The 18,640-nt window shown below is 35.9% G+C and carries 12 protein-coding genes; 4 read left to right on the top strand and 8 right to left on the bottom strand.

Features of this window, described 5'->3' with window-relative positions; translation table 11 throughout:
• Nucleotides 1-26: 26 nt before the first annotated feature.
• Nucleotides 27-1,829: an ABC transporter ATP-binding protein gene (locus LKL37_RS01890; protein ID WP_431608890.1), complete on the top strand. Its 1,803-nt coding sequence runs from the start codon at nucleotides 27-29 to the stop codon at nucleotides 1,827-1,829.
• A gap of 48 nt (nucleotides 1,830-1,877) precedes the next feature.
• Here LKL37_RS01890 and LKL37_RS01885 read toward each other — a convergent pair whose 3' ends face one another.
• Complete coding sequence (locus tag LKL37_RS01885; protein ID WP_431608889.1) at nucleotides 1,878-2,579, bottom strand: CoA transferase subunit A; 702 nt, start codon at nucleotides 2,577-2,579, stop codon at nucleotides 1,878-1,880.
• Nucleotides 2,580-2,952: 373 nt separating this feature from the next.
• Between LKL37_RS01885 and LKL37_RS01880 the strand changes: the two genes are divergently transcribed.
• Entirely contained in the window at nucleotides 2,953-4,482 is a 1,530-nt protein-coding gene (locus LKL37_RS01880; RefSeq protein ID WP_431608888.1) for a hypothetical protein, read from the top strand.
• A gap of 294 nt (nucleotides 4,483-4,776) precedes the next feature.
• Here the strand turns inward: LKL37_RS01880 and LKL37_RS01875 are convergent, their stop codons facing one another.
• Nucleotides 4,777-7,515, bottom strand: coding sequence for a fibronectin type III domain-containing protein (locus tag LKL37_RS01875; RefSeq protein WP_431608887.1), 2,739 nt, complete (start codon nucleotides 7,513-7,515; stop codon nucleotides 4,777-4,779).
• Between the two features lie 296 nt (nucleotides 7,516-7,811).
• Between LKL37_RS01875 and rplS the strand changes: the two genes are divergently transcribed.
• A complete protein-coding gene (gene rplS, locus LKL37_RS01870) occupies nucleotides 7,812-8,168 on the top strand; it encodes a 50S ribosomal protein L19 (protein WP_068942389.1) in 357 nt (118 codons plus the stop codon).
• A gap of 76 nt (nucleotides 8,169-8,244) precedes the next feature.
• Here the strand turns inward: rplS and LKL37_RS01865 are convergent, their stop codons facing one another.
• On the bottom strand, nucleotides 8,245-8,688 hold the full coding sequence (locus tag LKL37_RS01865; RefSeq protein WP_431608886.1) for an SRPBCC family protein: 444 nt from the start codon (nucleotides 8,686-8,688) through the stop codon (nucleotides 8,245-8,247).
• Between the two features lie 120 nt (nucleotides 8,689-8,808).
• Complete coding sequence (locus LKL37_RS01860) at nucleotides 8,809-9,591, bottom strand: AraC family transcriptional regulator (protein ID WP_431608885.1); 783 nt, start codon at nucleotides 9,589-9,591, stop codon at nucleotides 8,809-8,811.
• Nucleotides 9,592-9,665: 74 nt separating this feature from the next.
• On the opposite strand from LKL37_RS01860, the gene LKL37_RS01855 reads away from it, so the two are divergent.
• Nucleotides 9,666-10,808, top strand: a complete 1,143-nt coding sequence (locus tag LKL37_RS01855) for an MFS transporter (RefSeq protein WP_431608884.1) — start codon at nucleotides 9,666-9,668, stop codon at nucleotides 10,806-10,808.
• A 58-nt stretch (nucleotides 10,809-10,866) separates the two neighbouring features.
• Here the strand turns inward: LKL37_RS01855 and LKL37_RS01850 are convergent, their stop codons facing one another.
• The 4 genes from LKL37_RS01850 to LKL37_RS01835 all read right to left on the bottom strand — a co-directional run bounded on the left by LKL37_RS01850 (nucleotide 10,867) and on the right by LKL37_RS01835 (nucleotide 18,396).
• Nucleotides 10,867-11,859: an alpha/beta fold hydrolase gene (locus tag LKL37_RS01850; protein ID WP_431608883.1), complete on the bottom strand. Its 993-nt coding sequence runs from the start codon at nucleotides 11,857-11,859 to the stop codon at nucleotides 10,867-10,869.
• Nucleotides 11,860-11,940: 81 nt separating this feature from the next.
• Nucleotides 11,941-12,927, bottom strand: coding sequence for an EamA family transporter (locus LKL37_RS01845; RefSeq protein ID WP_431608882.1), 987 nt, complete (start codon nucleotides 12,925-12,927; stop codon nucleotides 11,941-11,943).
• Between the two features lie 124 nt (nucleotides 12,928-13,051).
• Nucleotides 13,052-15,616 carry a M36 family metallopeptidase gene (locus LKL37_RS01840; protein WP_431608881.1) on the bottom strand — a complete coding sequence of 855 codons (2,565 nt, stop codon included), beginning with the start codon at nucleotides 15,614-15,616 and terminating at the stop codon, nucleotides 13,052-13,054.
• 149 nt (nucleotides 15,617-15,765) lie between these two features.
• The gene (locus LKL37_RS01835; protein WP_431608880.1) at nucleotides 15,766-18,396 is read right to left on the bottom strand and encodes a T9SS-dependent M36 family metallopeptidase; all 2,631 of its coding nucleotides are present in this window, start codon (nucleotides 18,394-18,396) and stop codon (nucleotides 15,766-15,768) included.
• Between the last annotated feature and the right edge of the window lie 244 nt (nucleotides 18,397-18,640).

The following is an 18,640-nucleotide window of genomic DNA, read 5'->3' as shown; positions in this document are numbered from 1 at the left end:
TAATTTTGCTCCATTATTTTAACAGAATGAAAATACTTTTTAAATATCTTAAACCTTATCAGTGGCTGATTCTCATTTCTTTATTTTTGGCTACTATCAACCAGGTTTTTTCTTTATTTGCTCCTGCTATCACAGGAAATATTCTGGATCAGCTGGTTACTCACCCTAACTTTTTTGATAAAGAAAAGTTATTGCCCAGAAACCTGAATGAATATTTATACGGAAGCTCTGTATATCACGGTGCTTTTTACTTTTTAGGGCTGCTTATCGGAACAGCTATGGTAAGTAGAATTGCCAAAGCTTTTCAGGATTATGTGGTAAGTGTGATTACCCAAAAGTTTGGGGCAAAAATATTTACAGATGGGTTAAAGCACTCTATGGCGCTTCCTTATCAGGAATTTGAAGATCAGAGAAGTGGTGAAACCCTCTCGATTTTAACGAAAGTAAGAGAAGATACAGTAAAATTTATCACTAATTTCATCAATATTTTCTTCGGAATTCTGGTGAGTATTATTTTCGTTTCGGTATATGCAATCCGCTTGCACTGGTCTATCATGCCGGTTTATATCTGTGGGATTTTTCTGATTGCTATTGTTACCAATTTATTGAGTAAGAGAATAAAAGTGATACAGAAAAATATTGTGACTGAAACAACTGCTTTAGCCGGAAGTACTACTGAAAGCTTAAGAAATATAGAGATTGTTAAAAGTTTAGGGTTAACCAATCAGGAAGTGATCCGTCTAAATAATAATACCTATAAGATTCTTGGTCTTGAATTGAGAAAGGTAAAAAGCATCCGTTCTTTGAGTTTTATTCAGGGAACTATGGTTAATTTTCTTCAGCAGCTAATTACACTGACTTTGCTGTACCTGATTTTTAAAAATATTGTTACTCCGGGTCAGTACTTATCTTTGATGTTTTATGGTTTCTTTATTTTCGGGCCTATGCAGGAAATAGGGAATATTATTATTTCATATCGTGAAGCTGAGGCATCTCTTCAGAATTTTGATCGTTTGATGAAAAAAGATGTGGAAGAAAAACCTCTTCATCCGAAACAAATTGGTGCGATTGAAGAACTGGAATTCAAACATGTTTCTTTCAAACATCAGTCTGCCCAATATAAAGCTTTAAATAATATCTCTTTTGATCTCAAAAACGGTGAAACCATTGCTTTTGTAGGACCGAGTGGCTCCGGAAAAAGTACATTGGTGAAATTGTTGGTTGGTTTGTACAGACCTCAGGAAGGGAATATTTTTTACAATAGCATCAACGGGAAAGAATTTGATTTTGACGAACTGAGAAATCAGATTGGCTTTGTTACTCAGGATACTCAGTTATTTGCAGGAACCATTAAAGAAAACCTTCTTTTCGTTAATCCTTCAGCTACTGAAGAGGAACTTGCTGTTGCTTTACAGAAATCGAGCTGTACTGCATTGCTGGAAAGAGCAGAAAAAGGAATTGAGACAGTTATCGGTGAAGGTGGTCTGAAGCTGAGCGGCGGCGAAAAACAAAGAATTGCCATTGCAAGAGCACTTCTGAGAAAACCTCATTTGCTGATTTTTGACGAAGCAACTTCTGCACTGGACAGTATTACCGAAGAGGAAATTACCACTACCATCAAAGACATTTCAAAAGAAAGAGAACAGATCACTGTACTCATTGCACACCGTTTAAGTACGATTATGCATGCGGATAAAATCTATGTTCTTGAGCGCGGACAGGTTGTAGAAACAGGTTCCCACGCCAATCTTATTGACGAAAAAGGCCTTTACTACGCCATGTGGAGACAACAGATCGGAGAAAGAAAAACACTTACTCCCCAACCATAAAAAAAGCGCTGAATGTATGTTCAGCGCTTTTTATTTTATCGTTTGAGCTTATTCTTTAGTTCTCACTGTTCTCTGCTCAATTCTTTTTTCAAATTTTTCTCCCTGGAAAATTCTCTGAATCATGATTCCCGGAATATGAATTTCATTTGGATCCAATTGTCCCGGTTCTACCAATTCTTCTACTTCAGCAATGGTAATCTTCGCAGCACCCGCCATCGGATGATTGAAATTTCTTGCAGATCCTTTGAAGATAAGGTTTCCGGCATGATCTCCTTTCCATGCTTTTACAATAGAATAGTCTGCATCATAAGCATGTTCCAGAATATGAGGTTTCCCTTTGAATTCTTTCACTTCCTTCCCTTCTGCTACTTCAGTTCCGTAACCTGCAGGAGTATAAAAAGCAGGAATTCCTGCCTGAGCTGCCCTGCATTTTTCCGCTAAAGTTCCTTGTGGAGTAAGTTCTACATCCAGTTCACCTGAAAGCATCTGTCTTTCAAATTCAGCATTTTCTCCTACATAAGAAGAGATCATTTTCTTGATCTGTCTTTTGTGAAGCAATAATCCTAATCCGAAATCGTCTACTCCTGCATTGTTTGAAATACAAGTAAGATCTTTCACATCACTTTCTACCAAAGCATTGATTGAGTTTTCAGGGATACCGCAAAGTCCGAATCCGCCAAGCATCAGTGTCATTCCATCCTGAATTCCTTCGATGGCTTCCTTTGCATTTTTTACTCTTTTATCTATCATGAAATATTAGATTTTTCTGTTGGCTAAATTTAATAAATTTTATTGTATATCCGATGACCGGAAACAATATGGAATTTCGTGCTTTTTTTAATATTATTTTTCCACATATTTAAAATCATTATAATCAAACCATTACATTTAAAACCAGGCAAACCTGCTTATTCTTTATCTTATTTCTCACTAAATTGATTTATATTTGAAATCTCAAAGCCGAAAACAAAGTATATTATACTGTTTTTAGGCATAATTTAAACACAATTTCAATGTAAAAATTATTCTATAGTAAATCGTTACTACTTCTTTCGCGCTATTTAAGCTTCTACAGATATACCATCACATTAACCATAAACAAAATCAAAACCTAAATAAAAACATGAAAAAATTATTTACCTCAGCATTATTTGCCTTGGTACTCAGCATCAATGTGTATGCACAGGAAAAAACTTATTTTGATGAAAACTGGGAAAAAACTACTCAGGATAAAATGGAATATTACCGTGAAACTACTCCTAAAGGAAAACTTACCCTTATTAAAGATTTCTACAAAGACGGAAAACTTCAAATGGAAGGACTGGCTTCTGACATTACTCCCAACAGTGAAGTTTTTGATGGAAAAGTAACCTGGTACACTCCTGAAGGAAAAGTAATGACTATTACTATATTTTCTAATGGTAAACAACTTGGAGCTTCTCAGTCATATGACGAAACCGGAAGACTTACAGAAGATGTTTCTTATAAAGCTGATGGTACTTTCACCGGAAAAATGTTTGTTTACAAAGATCCTGAAAATGAATATTTTTACAACAGTGTGACCACCTATGAGAATTCTCTCCCTGTAAAAACGATCGTTTATGATGAAGACATAAAAGGAATCCGGTATGAAACGATTACCAGCAAAGACGGTAATTACGAGACTAAATATTACGGTGAGAAAGGAAAACTTATTGGCACTGCTGTTTCAGGAGCAGATGAAAGTCTGCTCGTAGATTATTATCCAAACCCAATGAGGATTTCCAAGATAGAAAAATATAAAAGCGATGGCAGTGTAAAGGAAGGGGTTATCTATGCTAAAAACGGAAAACTGCTGCAGGAACAGAAAAACAGCAGAAAAGACGGTTATAAAACTACTTATAATGAATCCGGGAAGAAAATAGGACATCTTGTTTATCAGTACAATAAAGAAAATGACACCTTCAAGCCGATGGATGGTGAAGATTATCAGCTGAATTATGATTATACCCAGATTTCAGCTATTGATATTTATAAAAATGCAAGTATTATAACAAGTAAATCTTTTGACGAAGCAGGAAAATTAGTTTCAGAAAAAACATTGAAAGATGATGTGACACAGGAAATCAAATATTACAGCCCGGAAGGCAGCCTGAAATCCACACTGACTTATAAGGATGAAATGCCTTATAATGGAACATCTTACGAAGGACTTACCGAAACACAATATAAGGAAGGCGTTGTAGTGAATATCAAAATGTATAATGAAGAGAAAAAGCTGAAATCTGAGAAAAAATTAAATTCTAAACAAACGGCTTACGACGCTACCATCTATGATAGTAAAGGTGCTCTTTTATACACTTACAACCAGCCTTTGAATGAAGATGAAGGTAATTATTTCTTTACAGCACAAATTGTACAATATGTGAAAGGTAAGCCTACCAACAAATCTTCTGTGAAATCAGGTATTCTTCAAACCGGAAAAATAAAATTAGCCACATTAAACGGGTCTAAAGAACTTGAACGCAATGGAAAATGGGTACTTTTAAAACTTTATAGTACAGACGGAAAGCTTATTCAGGAAACCAAAACGTTGGCCGATATACCTGAAGAGTATTCTTCTACTGAAAATCCAGCAATGTTAAGTGAGGATGACCTATACTATTTTGACTAATCATTACCTATCATATTAAAAGCGGATTCAATTTTTTGGAACTGCTTTTTATTTGCCCACAGATGACACAGATTTTCACAAATGATTATGCTTATTTTTGACTCTGGTAGAATTCCTTATATAATGCAGATTTTGCTGACTCAACTGATATTTGTGTGAATTTCATATTATGATATTGCCCACAGATTGCGCAGATCTTTACGGATGATTATGGGTATACTTTGTGAAAAATTAAATAAAAAAGAGGCTGCCATTGCTGGCAGCCTCTAAAATTATAATTGTATTTAGCTTGTCTTACTGAATAATCAGTTTTAAAGTAAATAGTTTTCTTCCGTGTACTTTTACAAAATAAACACCTGCCGGAAGATTTTCGTTCACCAGAGAGAAACGCTGGTTATTGATATTTTTCGAGACATAAAGTAGTTCTCCTGAAGCTGAAACTAATTCAATTTTTTCAATTGGATAATCGCTCTTAATAAAAGTAGGCTGCCCCGGTTTGGTTGGGTTTGGATACAACACCACATTTTTCTCTGTGCTTCTTGTTTCTTCAGTTCCTAAAGTAGGTGAAGCCACCTGAAACTGTACTCTGTTGGAAACTTCTGTATAGGAGTCATTGGTAAACATGACCATATAATAATTTCCTGGAGTGGCAGGTACCGCTGTTCCCTGAATTGTTTTTGTTCCCTGAGTTACACCGTCAAAATAGGTATAAGAAACAAAGTTGTCATCCGGCGTCTGAACACTTTGAGGATAAATTCCCAGCCAGTCTTTGATGATTCCGGGAGAATCCGTCCATGAAGCAGTAATATTTTCACCTAAAGTATAGACTGGTTTGTTGATCCAAAGATCAGTAACTATATCTCCTACTTTAAAGAATACTTTCTCCCCGATTCCGTTGTATCCGTCTTCCAATAAGTACTGAGCGTAATAATATCCTTTTGGAAGTCCTGTGAAATTAAGGGTTCCAGAAGCAGTTGTCACATAGCTCCATCTGATAGAAGCAGTAGTTCCCGGAGTCTGTCCCATTTTATAAATTCCGATCCAGTCTTTCTGCAGGCTTGGTCCGTCTGTAAAATTGATGACAACTGTTCCTCCCACCGGATAAGTATCAGCAGTAGCCTGAAGCTGTACTTTCGGTCCTACATAGAAATTTTTTCTTGCCGTAATTTCCGTATAACCGCCATTCGCAAAAAATCCTGCAAAATACTGACCTTTAGCAGCCAAACCATTCGGGAAAGCAGCTGTTCCGGCAGTCTGCCCGTTCGTATAAACAAACCCTTGTGAAGTGGTTGAAGCCGGAGTTTGTCCTTTTTTATAGATCCCTACCCAATCCTGCTGATTTCCTGGACCTCCGGTATAAGTAGCTGTGATCGCTTCATTCTGAGCATATTCTGCTTTGTTTAAAGTAAATGTAGGGTTTGAAACTACACTTCCTGTAATTTCGAACTGCTTTACATCACTCCAGTCGCTCCACTCAAGGTTTCTGTCTCTGTAACGTGTTTTCACATAATAGATACCATTGGGAATAGAGTTCGCAGCCAAAGTTACTTTTGTAATATCTAATCCATCATTCAGATTTTTGGTTTTATCCGGGGTTCCGTTTCCGTCTTTTCCGAACCAGTTTTCAAAATCGCGGTAGAATTCTTTTTCAATGACAGAAAAATTCGAAGTTTTACTCAACAAGAATTGTGTTGTATTTAAAAGTTCTCCGTTTGAAGAGGAAAATGCACTTCCGTTCAATGTCAAAGGTAAAGCAGTAGTACCCGTGAAATTGTTTGTGATGGATGGTTTTGCCGGTTTTGGCTGGTTTTTATATCTGTGGAAAGAATCTACCAGCACATTGTTTTTCTTGTTATACACCCCACCAATCGAATAACATTCGATATCTACTTTTCCTGTCGGAATATCTACTTCCACAATCTGGTATGTCCAGTCTGTCAATGTCTTCTGAACATCATCAAAATCCTGTTCGTTAGACATTCCCCAGTACTGATCCCAAGCTGTTCCACCTGAAATAATCTGATAGTTCGGTGTATTTTTAAGCTGGCCTCTGTGGTACAAATGGTGGTGTGCTCCTACGTGCATTAAATATTTGTCTGAAGTTACCAGAAGCGGTACTGCATTTTCTCTTACCCATGTAGAAATATCTCCTACATACTGCTCTGCCTGATAAGGTCTGTGGCTTAAAGAAATAATCCAGTCTACAGTAGTATCATTGTTAGCCGCTGTTAAGACCTGCTGAAGCCATGTCTGCTGTGCAGATCCCGTATGTTCTGAACTTAAACTTACGAATAATACATTACCTGCCTGCTGAGCATAATAATTTTCATTTCCTGAGCTTATTCCTTTATAACTAATTTCATCAATATAAAAGTGAGCATAGTAAGAATTCATTCCCATCGTTCCATAGGTTTCATGATTTCCTACTGTGGTCTGGATAGGCAGATAAGGTGATAATTTGATGTTCTTTTTGAAGTGAACATTCTCATAATGATCCAATGTTCCAACGTCTACCTGATCACCCACCATAAAAGTAAGCGCAATATTATCAGAAGGATCGGAAGTCGCTCCAAACTTTTCTTTTAATTTTTTATAGGCATTCAAAGTAAGCGTATCATATCTTGGCTCTGCTTTGATCTGATTGTCACCCATGATAAGGAAACGGATTTTTCCATTAGCCGTTACAGCCTGTCCCGGCAAAGGCAGCGTTCTGAAATTATAAACAGCAGACTCGCTTGTGCCTGTTTTTATCTTATAATAGTATTTAGTATTTGGCTGCAGGTTGTTAACCTTTGCCGTATGATAATAATAGTTGTTGTTGTATCCGGTATCCGAGAAGATATTGGTGGTTCCCGTTACCGTTACATTCAGGTTGGTCGGAGAATCTCCATAGATCACCGTTGTTTCATTATTGGAAGCTGTTTTCCAATTGACGATCATAGAATTCGGAGTCGGGTTTTGTAAATAAGGATACAAAGCCTGCCCGAAAGCCATCTGGACCGCGAAACAAAAAAAGAAGAAATAATGTTTCATAATCGTTTTCGTTTTAAAATAACATATAGAATTTCGAATTGTAAATCAATCAATTAAAAAATCATTGTCCGGATTTTTTACTTCGGGCAAAAGTAGAATTCCCATGTAAACTCAGCCTGATGGTATTTTGAAGAAACCGTTAATTTTTTGGCTAAACCAGAGTGAAAAAATTATAGTTTTTAGTACATTAATTATTTGGCATATTCAAAAACTATTTTGTACATTTGCAACCTGTTATTCAACCTCTGACGAAGAACGTGTAAGTTGCTTAGCTTTAACATTTTATTTTATTAATAATGGATTTATTAAAGTACGTACAAGACAAGTACATTGCGAAAAAAGAATTCCCTGAATTCAAAGCAGGTGATACAATTACTGTGTATTACGAAATTAAAGAAGGACAAAAGACAAGAACTCAGTTCTTCAAAGGAACAGTTATCCAATTAAGAGGTACTGGATCTACAAAAACTTTCACAATCAGAAAAATGAGTGGTGATGTAGGTGTAGAAAGAGTATTCCCTATTAACTTACCTGCACTTCAGAAGATCGAGGTTGACAGAAGAGGTAGAGTTAGAAGAGCTAGAATTTACTACTTCAGAGACCTTAGAGGTAAAAAAGCAAGAATCAAAGACGCTGCTTACAAGAAGAAATAATTCAGACAACAATAAATACAAAAAGAGGCTGTTTACATGTAAACAGTCTCTTTTTTTTTTTAAAACATTTTTTATCTTATTTCTTATACGGAGTTCCGTTACCGGTTTCCAGAAAGAGCTTCAAACTTCCGATAAACTGATTCCAGCCACCAGAACAAATAGTATAGCATTCCACAGCCGGATTTAAACCTACGTGAGTAAGCTGCAGCAAACTGCTGTTTTCCTTTTGTTCCATTTCCCAGACGATACTTGTCCCAATCCATTCTGTCTGATTTTTTAATTCAGGAATGGCAATCAGTGAATCTTCAACAAACCAGATCATTCTCGAATTGGGTATTGCTTCTTTTATACGTATTGTCTTGTGAATATTGTCTCCAAATCTTACTGTAAAAACATCACCTTCCTGTGCTGACGCTCCGGTAAACCACTTGGACCACCAAAGAGGAATCTGATGAGCAAGTGCTTCATAGGTCTTCTCTGCTGCTGCCTTAAGTTCAATTGTAGTATTATAATTGTTCATATCTTTATTTTTTATAAAACTATTCTATTGGATGATACAATTTATGGAAATAATTAGTCAATAGACTTTGCATAGGACAAGAAATAGTAAGAGCTTATTATCTTATCATATACCCGACAGTTACTCATTTTTCATAAGGTATTGCAAAGGCGTGGAACCTGTATGTTTTTTGAAAAATTCAATAAAAGCACTGTCTGAAGAGAAGTCCAGGATATGTGATACCTCTCCTATTGAATTGCCTTCCACCAACAATTCAATTGAGCGTTGCAACCTCCATTGCTGCCGCCAGTCCTGATAAGACAATCCTGTTTCTTTCTTAAAAATACGGCTGATGGTTTTCTCCACTGCTCCCGTTTTTTCTGCAAGATCTTTCAGCATAGGAGGCATACTGTTACGCTGAGTCCAGTCTTCGGCTATTTTCTTAAAACGCCAGTCTTGTGGCATTTTAAGTTCCAGTTTTTCCTCAGGGGCCTTTTGCATTTCATCCCAAAATACTTTTAAAAGATTAGTCTGATCACTTTTTAAAGCTGACCATTCCCAAAAACAGATTCTCTCAATAATCTCTTTCAATAAGGGGTTTACATGCAAAACTTTAAGACCGGAATCTATATATTTTCCTGCATAGCTTTCATCAAAATAGATAGATCTGTAAGCTACAATATTACGGAAATTCACCCGGTGAACTTCATTCGCAGGAATCCAAAGCATCCTGAAGGGAGGCAGAACCAATTGCCTGTCGGAAGTAGTGACTGTCATACAGCCTGATGGTGCATACAACAACTGAGATTTCGTTTTATGAAAATGAAAACCGGAATCATGCAGTACCATATCAGAAGCTATTCCGATTACTTTTTCCTGAATAGAATCTGCATCAAATTCTTCATTCTGTTTCAGTACAGCCATGTCCTATTTTCGATATTTTTTGTTTTTATATCATTATAAATATACATTGATTTTTTGGAAACTTTGCAGAAAAAATGAAAAAGACAAATCCTATATGGCTGTTGACGCTGCTTGTAATGCTTCCACAGTTTATAGAAACCATTTACAGTCCTGTTTTACCAATGGTACGGGAAGAGTTTGGAGTGAAGGAAGAATCCGTTACTTTGACGATCAGTTTATATTTTATAGCATTTGCTCTGGGAGTTGCATTTTGGGGAATACAATGTGACAGAATCGGAAGGAAAAAATCATTGGAATATGGTCTCATTACCTACGGAATCGGAGCTTTGACAGCTATTTTTGCTCCTAATTTCATCGTTTTTCTATCAGCCAGAATTATTTCTGCGTTTGGAATTTCTGTAGGTTCTATTGTAACACAAACCATTTTAAGGGACAGCTATGACAAAGATAATCTCAGCAAAGTGTTTTCCTGGATCGGAATTGGCTTATCTATAAGTCCTGTAGTGGGAATGATTACCGGTTCAGTATTGGCTTCTTCCGTTGGACATCAGGGAATATTTGTCACATTGTGTTTGCTGGCTGTATTATTCTTCATCCTGTCCAGACAAAAAATTTCTGAAACGCATCATTCGGTAAAAGAAATCAACATGAATACTTTAATCAACTTATTCAAACGGATGATTCTGGATCCGGCGATCATAAAGTGTTGTTTATTAATCATGAGCTTTAATGTCTTATTGTTTTCATACTATTCACTGGCTCCGTTTATCTTTAAAGAACATCATTATTCTTCATATGCATTTGGGTACAGCAGTATTATACTGGCAGGAGGAACATTTACCGGAGCAAAACTTAACAGATTTCTGTTATTGAGGAATGTAGAACCTAAACATTTAGTTAAAGCAAGTACATTTACAGCATTTGCAGCCTCCATCTTCGTATGGATTCTGGCAAGTAAAGGAATTTATTTTCTGATTCCCTATTTTTTCATTGTGATGGCGTTCAGTACTGCGATTCCCAATATTCTAAGTACTGCACTTATCAATTATAAAAATGAAACAGGAAGTGCCGGGGCTTTACTGGGACTGATTTATTATGTATTGATAGGTTCAGGACTGATAAGTATTGGTTTTATACAGCATCTGGGAATTTCGTGCGTGTTATTTTCCGGTATTGGTGTTTGCACAATATTTTTCTTGAGAAATAAAAAGAAGTAATTTCGAAACATTAAGTATAACGGAAATAAGACTCGTTAAGCTTAATGTTTCAAATATTTTATTGTATAAAATTATACACTGCTTCAATGAATTTGTGGTAGACTTCTATATGCGGAAGATGTCCTACATTTTCAATCTCTACAAGCTTTGAACCAGCAATTTCATGTTGGGTTTTCTTTCCCAATTCCTGATACTGTCCCATTTTCGGCTGAAGTTCTTTTGGTGCTCTATCCTTTCCTATTGCGGTTCTGTCTCTTGTGCCAATGATAAGCAATGTAGGAACTTTGATATTTTTAAATTCATAACAAACGGGTTGGTTGTATATCATATCTGAAGTAAGTGCTGCATCCCAGGCTACCTGAGGATAATCTTTATGAAGCGTCCATCCTGCAATTAAATCAAGCCAGGGCTGATATTCTTCTTTCCATTTGTTGTCATAGTAAAATTTCAGCTGATAATTTTTATATGTTTCAGCTGTATTTTTCAGTTCGGACTGATAAGCCTGATCAATGGTCTGATAGGCTGCAAAAGTCTTATAATCTTCCAGACCGATTGGATTCTCAAGTATCAGTTTCTGTACTTTCTCAGGATATAATAATGTAAATCGGGTTGCTACCATTCCTCCCATCGAATGTCCAAGAATTATAGCTTTATCAATCTTTAGCTCATCCAGAACTGCTTTTGTATTTTCTGCCAGCTGAGAAAAAGAAAACTGGTAAGCATGAGGTTTTGAAGACTTGCCAAATCCTATCTGATCCGGAATCACTACTCTGAATCCTTTAGCAGAAAGATCTTTAGCCGTTCTCTCCCAATAAGCACCATTAAAGTTTTTCCCGTGGAGAAGCATAATTGTTTTTCCATTGGGCTTTTGTGGCTGCACATCCATATAGCCCATTTTCAAATCTTCACCCTGAGACTTTAAATTAAGAAAATGAACCTCATAAGGATATTGATAATCAGACAGCATTGCATCCAGAGGCTTTACCTGTGAAAACATAAAACCGGAGAACGTGATTGTAAAAGCAGCCAATATATTTCTGAAATGTTTCATGAAACTTTTATTTTAAAGATTAAAATTAAAAAAACCGCTCCAAAAGGAACGGTTTCAAATGTTATTTTTAATTAAATATTTTTAAGATAATTCTGCCATCGCAACTTCTTTTTCTTTCTTTGAAGGTAAATTCATCAGAACGATCGCAAAAAGAATAAGCGCAATTCCTACCCATTGAATCAAAAAGACTTTCTCTCCCAGTAAAACAAATGCCATTGTCACAGAAACCGGAAGTTCCAGTGAAGAAACGATACTCCCAAGTCCCAATCCTGCATTTGGAAATCCAACATTGAATAAAATCGGAGGGATAATAGTTCCAAAAAGAGCTAATACAAACCCGTATGTCAAGAATATTGAATAATTAAATGAGTGAATATGTTCTGTATTTTCTGTGAAATTTAAGTATAATGATTTCAATCCATCAAAATACATTGGTCCTATCTGAGCAAAGAATAAAAACGCAAAGACTACAACAGAACCTCCTGCGAGCATAATAATACTCTTCCTGAAAACCGGAAGATGGGTAGCCAGCGTATTAGATGTAAACATTGTCAAAGTATATGAAGCCGCTGCCATCAGTCCCCAGAAGACTCCATGCCAGTCCAGCTCTATTTCCATATTAATAAGATTCGTTGCCAGAACTGTTCCCAGCAATACGATCACTACAGAAACTACTTTTCTTGCATTGGGCAGCTTCTTAGTAATAATACTTTCCACTACTACACTGAACCAAACGGACTGCATCAGCAAAACAATAGCAATAGAAACATTGATGTACTGTACTGCAATATAATAGAATAAACTTGTTCCCCCCAGGGAGGTTCCTGCAAGCAGCAGCATTCTGACTTCTTTAGAGCTTGGCCGCGATAATTTTTGTTTTGAGGTTAAAGTCTGAATAAGATTAAGGATCAAAAGTCCCGTCAGACCTAAAACGAATTGAGAGGTAGTTACTTCCGAAGTTGTAAAACCATCATGATAAGCCATTTTCACAAAAGTGGCCAACATACCGTATATACTAGCTCCAATCCCTACAAATAAAACACCTTTTAGTATATTTTTCTTCTTCATAATTTTTTTAACAGCCTGCAAAGGTACGATATATAAATTAAACCTATCCGGAGTGTTAGGTTAATAGATAAATAAAATCGCCACAAGCAAGCTTGTGGCGATTTTATAATTGATGATAAGTAAATTATTTCTTAACCATTACTTTTGAAGAAGCTTCAAAACCAAGTCCTTTAATTTTAACCATATAAGTTCCGTTTACCAAATTGCTTGTAGAAATTGCTTTCTTAGCATCCGGTGAAACTTTATCTTCAGAAGAAACCAGTTTACCAGACATATCATAAAGTTCTACACTTACTTTTCCAAGGGTATTGCTTGGGAATTTGATATAGAACTCATCTTTAGCCGGGTTTGGATAAATAGAGACATTTTTGTTTTTATCTGTGCTTACTTCATTGGTAGCCAATAAACATTCTTCTGGTACATTGAAGTCCTGAATCTGATCGTTAATGTTATTTTTAACTCCAGCCGATGCGTTCACTCCTAATCCTCTTCTTGCAAAAACACCCCAAATCATACATTTATTCTGCCCCTGAGTAGTTGCTAACTCTGCAGCCAATATTGCATTTCTTCCATCAATAAAAGTAGGGTTACAAACTTGAAGCTTTAGTGCATCAGTCACTAACTGCAAAACCCTTGAGCTTCCGTTAGTTGTATTTGCTAAAACATTTGATGAATAGCCGTATTTCTGTGCATATTTCCAATGGAGATCCCACAACATTGTTCCCCAAATAAATCCAATACTATGCTCATTAGGTGAAAGATCCTGTCTTTGCATACCATTTGTTCTTCCATAGGTATAATCATTTACAGAAAAATCAGTTGAATATTTTGCAGGTCTGATACCAAAACCATTTATGGATTCATCTGTTCCATAAGTTCCTACACCTCTTGAAGTAGCTTCTGTATATTCAGGTCTGTTTGTAAACATCATGGCATAGAAATCTGACCAGCCTTCACCCATCTGTTCTGCCGAAACATTCTTATCCAAACAACTATATCCGGTACCTGTCAGCCTATTTGATAAGCCATGGACATACTCATGCATTACAACAACATTATCAAATCCTAAATTTTTATGTCTTTCCAAAGCCGGATCATTTTTTAAGGTAATGTTAACTGTACCGGTGTTGCTCAGTAAATTTTTTATATATTCACCTTCGGAGTTAAGAACCTTCACCGAAGGTATTGTTATACTGGAATCCGTTCCACTCATTTTTGTCAAATTTTTATTAGCGGATTCTTCATATATTACTGCTGCAACTGCACCTGCATTTTGTGCGTTTTTTACTTTTACCGCATCATCACAATTCCCTGCTTTTATCAATCCGATTACATTATTTAAAGATCCCGTTGACAAAAATGTACAGCCATCCTCTACATTCATGATTACCACATTTCCGCTAACTCCAACTGGATTCAATTGAGTTCCAAAAGTAGCTTTTTCGGTTCGAACACGTCTGTTTATTACACTATTAGGCAATTGATAATAAAGGTAATTAGGCTCATTCCACAGATTTACACTAAGCTCTCCAGGTGTTCCATCAGGTTTATTCACAAATGCAGAATTATTGACTGGTAATGGGAAAATGATACTCTGTACAGGATCACCCTGTACACCTCCATTTCCAAAATTATTACTTTGAAAATTCTTAGCAGTTTCTGTGAAACCGAATTTATAGAGAATATCATGTGCCATATTTGAGGCGTAAAATAAGTTGACAGCAGCTGCATTGATATTAATATCAGTAGAGCCATTATCATCAAAAGGAAAGTTAAAATTCCTTGTACTTCCGCCTTCAACAAATGAAGTACTCATATCATTTTCATTGAGAATAAGCGCTACTACATTATTTCCTGTAGTATTCGTATAATGATTAATCCCATCAGAATGCCAGCCTTCCGGTGAAGAGGATAATATCCACGGATTATTAATTAAACTTCTACTACCAAATGTAGGTGCTTCTACTGGTAAAGCGAAAACATTATATGATGCATCAGCAGGAGACAGGTTGCTAAAATTACTATTATGAGTTGTGTAGAATTCTTTATTTTGCGGATAGAAAACACTAACATTTTCTGCGTGATACGGATTATCTGAGAAACTGCAATAATTTGTCAGGCTCGTCTTATGGATTATTTCACCTGTTTTTGCACTGAGCAATATATCCCAGTAATTTTTGTTTTCCGGCAAGATAAATTCATAGCATAATATGAGGTTACTTTTGTCTTCTACATATACTAATCTTTGTTTTGCCGCAATAACATCTTTGGGAGTTTTCTCATTAAAACCAAGTATTGAGTATTCTGATTTTCCTTCTAGATCTAATAGCTTCGCTATTCTATCAAAAGCTTCTCTACTATTAATGACAGGAGAATTTCTATCTGCTTCATTGTAGTTTTTTTTAAAAGCATCAGTGTAGTATGTTACCCTATTATCTTTTACAAGCGCTGTTGAAACAGCATTAAAAATGGGTAAACCATTATAAGTCTGCTGAATTTTTAATACATCTCCTTTTAAAGAAGCTGAATAATCATGATTATCTACAATAAAATCACTGAGGTCAGATTTCCTGAATTGAGAGTTATTTCTAACGTGCTGTTTTAAAATACCTTCAAAATTTTGAGCAAAGCTCATACAAGGATATAAGCTTATTACAGTAATAATTGCCGAAAGAGCTTTTGTTTTCATTATTTGTGATTTAAATTTGTGATTTTTATAGATCAACATTTATACCACCAATTAGTGATATGATAATTGTCACATCTAATTGATTGAACATAAAAAAGTACCCCTATAAACCTAGAGATACTTTTGAAATTTGATTATAATAAGTTTTTTTATTTTTTAACCATTACTTTTGAAGAAGCTTCAAAACCAAGTCCTTTGATTTTAACCATATAAGTTCCGTTTACCAAACTGCTTGTAGAAATTGCTTTCTTAGCATCCGGTGAAACTTTATCTTCAGAAGAAACCAGTTTACCAGACATATCATAAAGTTCTACACTTACTTTTCCAAGGGTATTGCTTGGGAATTTGATATAGAACTCATCTTTAGCCGGGTTTGGATAAATAGAGACATTTTTGTTTTTATCTGTGCTTACTTCATTGGTAGCCAATAAACATTCTTCTGGTACATTGAAGTCCTGAATCTGATCGTTAATGTTATTTTTAACTCCAGCCGATGCGTTCACTCCTAATCCTCTTCTTGCAAAAACACCCCAAATCATACATTTATTCTGCCCCTGAGTAGTTGCTAACTCTGCAGCCAATATTGCATTTCTTCCATCAATAAAGCTAGGGTTACATCCCTGTAGTTTCAGAGCATCTGTTACCAGTTGTAATACTTTTGTACTTCCGTTAGGTGTTGCAGATAATACATCTGAAGAATATCCATATTTCTCAACATATTTCCAGTGAAGATCCCATAACATGGTAGCCCATACAAAACCAATAGAGTGTACATCCGGAACTACTGCAGTTCCGTTGTTATATTCCATTCCGTTAGTGCTTCCATAGGTATATCCGTTAACAGCAAGATTGGTTGAATATTTGGCAGGTCTGATACCTGCTCCTGTAATCGCCTGACCTAATGCATAAGTACCTGTACCTCTTGCTACAGTAGCATTATCTCCGGCTTTATTCGTAAGCATTAAGGCAAAGAAATCTGACCATCCTTCTCCCATTTGCTCTTTACTTACATTAGCATTAAGACATGAACCAGACCCTGAACCTGTCATTCTGTTTGATATTCCGTGGCCATATTCGTGGATCACAATTCCATTATCAAAACTTCCGTCCGGCGTCATATTTCCTTTCAGGGTAACATTTACGTTGGTACTTGCTGCAAGCTGAGTTTTTATATATTCTCCTTCAGAATTAATAATAAGTACTGAAGGAATAGTAATTGTAGAATCTGTTCCCGCCATATTACCTAAAGTAGATCCATTAGCCGCATTGTTATAAACAATAGCTGCTTTAGCTCCGGCGTCCTGAAGATTTTTCACTTTAACAGTAAAGGCACATGTTCCTCTTTCAACCAAACCAATTTTATCTGTCAGTGAACCTGCCGGTAAAGCAGTACATCCATCTAAAACTGGAGATAATGCAACATCTCCGGTTATCCCATTCATAGGTACAGGGATACCAAACTGAGCTGTTCCTGCTCCTGGAGTACGGGAAACAGCAGTACTTGGTGCATTATAATAAAATATCCTTCCTATAGATGACCAAAGATACATCTGCATTCTAGGGGTATAACCATCTGATGGTGAAGAGAAATTTGCATTATTTAATCCACTTCCATCCTGTGCTTCTGCATATACAGAATCATCATCTCCTCCTACAGGTCCATTTCCAAAATTGTTCTGCTGGAAGTTCTTTGCAGATTCTGTAAATCCGAACTGATAGAAAATATCATGCATTTTGTTGTTAATATAAAACAAATTGGTGATAGCTGCATTTCTATTATTTACCGGAGCTTCGTTGATATTGAAAGGGAAATTAAAATTTCTTGCTGCTCCTCCTTCTGCAGGAGTACCTGTAAGATAATCAGGAGCACTCAAAGCTGTTCCTGCTACATCTTCATAAGCAAAAACGTTATTTCCTCTGGTAACGGTATAATGGTTAACTCCATCGGAATGCCATCCTTCAGGAGAAGCATTCAGCAGCCAAGGATTGGTAAGAACTGATCTTGAACCAAAAGTTGGAGCTTCAATAGGCAACGGAAATACATTATAAGTTGCATTATCTGGCACAAGCAAAGGAATATTATTTTGTACCATACTGTTTTGAGGTCCTACTAATGTATTCTCGAAATGGTCAGCATGGCTATAATCAGCATCTGAACTGTAGGCATCATGATGGAAGTTACATGATAGTGTAAGATTATTTTTTAACAGAATATTTCCATTGTTTGCATCTACTAAAATGTTCCAGTAATTTGGAGATTTTGGCTCCATCAAAGTATATTCATATGCCAAACGCAGGTTTCCGCTCTCATCATTGGTATATACCAGTCTTTGATTGGCTGATGTAGCTTTTTTCTGAGTTTTTTCAAGATATCCAAGAATTGTAAAATTAGCAATATCAGGATTCTTCAGATCTTCAGCAATCTTCTGAAGCGCTGTAGTCTTATTAATAACAGCCGTACCTGATGTAGATGCAGTATAATCTTTTACAAAATTATCTGTATAATAAACAATTTTATTGTCTTTAATCAATGCTGTACCTACAGAGCTGTATATTGGCAAGCCATTATAGGTCTGTAAAAATTTCACAACATTACCGTTCAGTGATTTTGAAGGATCCACGTTATCAACGATGATATTGTTAAGATCAGATTTTTTATATTCCCTGATCTTATTTTGAGAAATATAATCCTTAATGAGTTTTTCATTATCTTGTCCAAACAATACTGTTGGGAATGCAGAAAACACCGCAAATAAAAGAGGTAGAGCTTTATTTTTCATATCCATTATTAAAGTCGCTAATCTACAAATAATTCACAAATCATAATCATTTTTTTTAATTAAAATTTAAAAATAAATCAATAAAAATAAATCTATCAAATCGAAATCAATTTACATATTTCTCAATACAGAGAAGTCTGTCATAGATTTACCCCTGCCATGTTATATTTATCGCACTTTTAGATATTTTTGATGTCATTATTTCATTAAATAAAATCATCAATCAATGAATATTCCTGGCGAT

The sequence above is a fragment of the Chryseobacterium sp. 'Rf worker isolate 10' genome (genome assembly GCF_050753305.1).
GTDB lineage: Bacteria > Bacteroidota > Bacteroidia > Flavobacteriales > Weeksellaceae > Chryseobacterium.
Note: the sequence above shows the minus strand (reverse complement) of the source record. Positions and strands in the feature narration are given on the sequence as shown.